The organism is Psychroflexus aestuariivivens, assembly GCF_004010055.1.
Lineage (GTDB): Bacteria > Bacteroidota > Bacteroidia > Flavobacteriales > Flavobacteriaceae > Psychroflexus > Psychroflexus aestuariivivens.
This window is the reverse complement of sequence record NZ_RQVT01000006.1, coordinates 1-5,893: the sequence shown is the minus strand read 5'-3', so window position 1 is coordinate 5,893 and position 5,893 is coordinate 1. Positions and strand designations below refer to the sequence as shown.

Genomic DNA, 5,893 nt, shown 5'->3' with positions numbered 1-5,893 from the left:
AGGATTCAGTGTGTATCCAAATCCTGTGACCAACCAAGAGTTTACAATTCAAACGACTCATTTGGCTGGTCAAGATGTAGATTTGAAATTATTCAATATTTCTGGTCAAACAGTGATGTCACAGAGTCTGAAAGTAAACAGCAATGGAGTTTTAAATGTAGAGACGAATCAATTGTCATCAGGTGTTTATATTCTTGAGTTGACCCAAGGCAAACAGTCTTTCAAAGAGAAGTTAATTTTAAAATAAACAATCATGAAAAATAGTAATCAGCAAAACCAACCAAAGCAAGTCAAGCCATACATGATATGGCTTGTGCTTAGCTTTGTAACCTGCATGAGTTACGCACAATTACCACCGGGTTTTGATTCTTCCGTGGAAGATGCAGAACTACCAATCAGCGGTCTTGTCGCGATTGGTTTAGTTGTCGGTGGAATTTTGGGAATAAAATCAATAAACCAAAGAAAGTAGATTAACTACCAATTTATTTGCTAAACCCTCAACATTTTGCTGAGGGTTTTTTATTTCAAAAAAATATTTAAATGCAATTCTATTTAGGCTTGTTTTTGTGCTAAGTTTAAAAGTTTTCGTTCTGATTGAAATTTGCTTAGAAGCTGATTTTATTTAAGCTGTCTTTGTTGAGATTTAGTTTGTAATAGTTTATATAACCGAAGAAATTTCAAGCTAATTTTTTAAATTTTATCTAGCCAAAAAATCCAAATCCTTTTTGAAGAATCATCATAGATTTTTTATCTATTATGCTAATTCTATCATATCAAACACTGAGAGATTCCATATTAGCTATTAAAATATCTATGTCATGCCGAATTATAGCGGTGTAAATTATTCCGCTATTTATGTAATGCTTTTTCACGCCTTTGATGTGGAAGATTAGTTTGCTTTTACAATACGTAGTACTACGTAAAAAATAAGTACTAGACTTTGCAAATTAAAATCTACTTTTACAATAAAATATTTTACATGAAAAAAATACTATTTTTTCTTTTTGTTGTAGTGCAAACATCTCTAATTCAAGCACAACAATTCACAGTGCAAGGTGGTTGCAATCGTACATTTACCAATCTTTATGGAGGTCTTGGAGACCCTTCCGTAGATAATTTTCCAATCGATTTCTTTAATTCATTTTTTGCAATTGGTGTTGTCAATTATTCCAATCCAACAGGAGGTAATATCATTATTGATTACCAAAATTTTAATGTCCCTATTGCAGAACAAAACAACACTATTTTTGTTGTATACGATGGCCTAAATGGTACAGGAAATAATATTTTTGAATACAACCCAAGTAATTCTCCAAGTCCGGGAGATCAACTAACCATTAATTCATCAACCGCAAGCATAGTTTATTTACCTGTAAGCCCTTCAAACTTATTAACGGAAGATAGGCAAATTAGATTTAATGTTACTTGTGAAGCTCCAATAACTTGTGAATCTCCTCAAAATCTTGAAATACAAAATTTAACTACTTCTTCTTTTGATGCTTCTTGGAATTCAGTTAGTAACGCAACTGAAGGCTATGTATATGTGTTAATGAATGGCAATCAAGCACCCGATGTGGCAACAGCAGTTGCAAGTGGTACAACAACAAATACAGAACAAAGCTTTTCAGGATTAAGTCCAGGAGCAGATTACAGCCTATATGTTAGAGCCGATTGTGGCTTAACTGATGGTTTAAGTTCGTGGTTAAGTAAAAGCTTCAATGTGCCTAATCAGATTCTTCAACCTCCATTCAATACAAATAATTGGATCGAAGTTAGGAGGTTTGTTTCTCCGCAAGGTGAAGTTTCTATTAATACTTATAGCATGTCAAATCAACTGACCTTAGTAGATAACGTACCTACAGGGATAGAAGTTATTGCGGCTTCTCCACCAATTCAAATTTCCCCTAATAGCTATGGTGAAATTCAATTGAATCCTTCAAATTTTTCTACCTTCACTCCTAATACAAGATTTGAAATAAGAATATCTACCCAAACTAGAAACTTTGAAGATTTCACCATAGTCCATAACAGCCAGACCCTACTTTCTAATGGAACTGAAATGTCAGTACCTAATATTAATTTGTCTGATTACGCAGGGCAAACTATTTACATTGGGTATTCTTTGAAAAAAATCAACAATAACACCCAAAGCCATTCTATACTTGTAGGTAACCTAGTGAGCTCATGCCCTCAATTTACTACTCAACTCTCTGTAGTTTCGGGTAATGTAGTAAGAAATAATAACCTTCTTTTGAATAATAGAGCATCAAATTCAGCGACCGTATCTTGGCAAGTCCCGACAGGAGAACAATCTACATTAATCGATTATCAATATGTATTGATGCCAAGAGGTGAAACCTTAGATGTGGATAATGCTATTGCAGTGGGAGTAACCAATAATACAAGTTTTCAGTTCACAGGATTAGATGAGAATACACTTTACGATGCTTACGTAAGAACAACTTGTGATGGAGGACAACAATTTTTCGGAAGTACAACAGAACGCTTAACATTTTCAACTTTACCTGAAACATTAGTTACTTGTAACGAAACACTTACTTCACCTATTTATAATTCTATAGCCAATTACATCCCAAGAGATGAAACTACTACATTTGTTGCTGCTGATACAGGCAAAATGCTAAAAGTAGAATTTGAAGAAGGAAACATTCCAGACCTCATCACTATTTCTTTACTTAATGGAGATAGCAATTCTGCCCCGAGCTTAGCTACCATATCGAATAATCAAAACTTACCTAGCGTAGGGACTTTTTATGCAAATAATGCAGAAGCATCATTAAGTATAAGGGCGCAAAATAGCTCATTTGTAACTAATGGTACTTCTATAAACTACAAACTACGAGTTTCCTGTTACGACTGCTCTGAAACACCTAATAATTTAGTTACTGCTGAAATTAAAGATATAACAGCCAAACTATCTTGGGAAGAACCCGAAGTTACTTTAAACGGTTACGATGTTTTGGTAATGCCACAAGGTGAAACTCCAGTTGAAGCCAATGCCGAGTTTTTTGCAAATGTTAACAACAACGAAGCAACACTTACAAGTCTTACACAAGACACGCAATACACGGTCTATGTTCGTGCCAATTGCCAACCTAACTTGGCTAATAGTGAATGGGTTTCTGTAGATTTTACAACCGATAAAACTGGAAATCTATGTGAATATCCGATTAATATTTTGGACTTTCCTTTTACTACTTCCAACAACACTACTGGTTTTACTGCTAATTACAGCTCAAGCGATTTACCAAGTTTAGCCAATGCAGTTCAGTCCAACGGATTAGCAGAAAGCGGATTTATTTCAGGCAAAGAAATCGTGTACAACATTACACCAGAAAACAATGCTTTTTACAACATTCATTTAAACAATGTTACCGCAAACACCGGATTAATGGTTTTGCAAGGATGTGCACCCTTTACAGAAGTAGTAGCTTACGATTTTCAGGAAGCAGCGGGCAGTCGTAGTTTTGAGTTACTTCCACTTCTAGAAGAAGGAACCTATTATATAGTTATTTCAGGAAATGATGTGAATCATTCTACTTCCTTCGATTTAAATATAGAAAAATTCACCTGTTTACCCGTAACAAACCTAAGTTTGAATGAAGCTTCTGCAGTAACCGCATCCTTCTCTTGGACAAACCCGTTAACTTCTACAGAAAACATCAATTATGCTTTGTTTTTGCAAGGTGAAAATCCTTCAGCAGCAACACCGCAACAAACGGGAAGTTTAGCAGCTAACCTTACAAGTATATCCCTAGAAAGCCTTTCAGACGAAACGGATTATCAACTGTATTTTACAACCGATTGTGGTTCGAGTTTAGGTGAAAGTGAATCGGTTTCTGTTACCTTTACTACCCAAGCATTTACAGTACCCGAAGTAGAAGTTTTGCCTGTTTTAGTTGATGTAAACTCCGTTCCCTTTAATTTGAATGAAAATTTACTTTCTTTTCATGTTGAAGAAGAAACGGGAAACATTTCAACTTCATTTTCAGAAAACATTACATGTAGCAACGCCAGTTTTGTAAGCAATCCGCAAAACATAGGAAATTCAGCAAGTACAGCAAACACAACAGCAGAAAGCTACCAAAGTTTTCAAGCACCAAGCAATGGCTTCATTATACATTTATCGGTTTTAGTGGAAGAAGTTTCAATCGCCACAACAGCTTCATTTGAAGTGTACAAAAATCAATTTTCAACTTCAAGTCAAGGAACAGGCATTACTAAAATTGGAGAAGCATCGCTTGATGTAATGGCCAATTCAACAGTGCTTACCACAACAAAATTCAACAAACCTATATATGTGGAAGCCGACGAAGTCTATTTGCTAAAACAAGTTTCAGGACCACAAGTTTTATTAGCCAATAATTCTACTTATGCGCAAGGCGAAACTTTAAGTATTGCTGATGAAAACTTGCATTTTATTGAAGCTGCAAATCTTGCCACAGCAGATGACTGGGTGTTTGACCTTCGCTTTTTTGATGTAAGCAGTTTAACTCCGCAAAGCATCAATTTTAATGTGAGTAATGTTGCAGGAACTACAACAGAAATACTTGACGTATACAGTTTTTCAACTTCAGATTTAACGCTGAATACACAAAACGCTACTGTAAATTTAAATGCTAACGGCAACGCTTCAATCAGCGTTAATGACATAGATGAAAACTCCGCTACACTTTGTAATTTACCATTGATACAAACTTTATCTAATACTAATTTTTCTTGCGAAGATGTAGGTGTTAATCAAATTACATACAGTGTAACTGACCAATTTGGAAATACTGAAGAAGTTATTGTTGAAGTAGATGTACTTGATAATTCAGCTGTAGTGCTGCAAACTAACTTAAGCAATATAACAGATTATACCTTAGATGAAAATGGTAAAGAAATTACCTACAGCTTGCCAAATGTACAAGACAACTGCATTAATAATGGAATAGCAATCAGCTTAGATAACTTTCCACCAACTCCAACTAACTTTACTAAACTAGGTACGTTTGAAGGACATACATATTTTTATTCAGATCAAGGATTTGAAGATATACAAGACCATTTAGATATTATAGAAAACATTCCAGATGCTTATGCAGTTGCAGTAAATTCTGAAGCTGAAAATACCTTCTTAAGTAATAAAATGGATGAGTTTGGACTAAATAATATTCTTTTAGGAGCAATACGAGTCAGCCCAACTGAATTTGAGTGGATAAATGGCGAAACTTTTGATTACACCAATTGGTCTCAAAACGAACCTAATAACTTTAATGGAGTAGAAGATAAAGTAGAATTATTAAATACTGGATTATGGAATGATGCAGGTGCAACTCCAATGTCAAGAAAGATTATTATTGAAATACCTTACGCTATAGAACAAACTTCTGGTTTGGCTAACGGTGAAAATTTTTCACCCGGCGTAACTACCAATAGCTTCACCGTTTATGATAAAAGCGGAAATACTGAAGATTTTAGTTTTGATGTGAATATTAGACAAGCAGATTATATTTATGTCAATAATGCTTGGTTTGAAAATGTCAACCCAAATGGAAATGCAAATTCAACAGAAACCATGTTGGTGGTAGATCACTCAGCTATACTTTCGACTCCAATGAGTCTAGCTGAAATTACAATTGATAATAATGCAGTTCTTGAAATTAATGATGTCTTATCTGTTGCGGTAAGTATTACAAATAACGGCCAAATTATTTTCAAAAGCAATCAAAATTCAACTGGTCAACTCGATGAATTTACAGGCAATGTCTCAGGAAGTGGTGATATTACAGTAGAACGTTACTTTCCAGCCAATCGTAGTTTTAGGTTTGTCACATCGGCTGTAGATTCTGATGCAAATATTTACACAAACTGGCAAGAGAACGGAGCC

At 34.8% G+C, this 5,893-nt stretch carries 3 protein-coding genes; all 3 read left to right on the top strand.

The features are described from left to right. On the top strand, positions 1–247 hold a 247-nt coding region (locus EIG86_RS01640; RefSeq protein WP_157983098.1), incomplete at its 5' end, for a T9SS type A sorting domain-containing protein. A 54-nt stretch (positions 248–301) separates the two neighbouring features. After that, complete coding sequence (locus EIG86_RS14160) at positions 302–469, top strand: hypothetical protein (protein WP_192901696.1); 168 nt, start codon at positions 302–304, stop codon at positions 467–469. A gap of 510 nt (positions 470–979) precedes the next feature. After that, positions 980–5,893: fibronectin type III domain-containing protein (locus tag EIG86_RS01635; RefSeq protein WP_157983097.1), on the top strand; the 4,914-nt coding region annotated here is incomplete at its 3' end.

What these genes read in the sequence shown, in the direction of transcription:
- EIG86_RS14160 (WP_192901696.1), top strand. Translation starts at nt 302, where the DNA reads ATGATATGGCTTGTGCTTAGCTTTGTAACCTGCATGAGTTACGCACAA.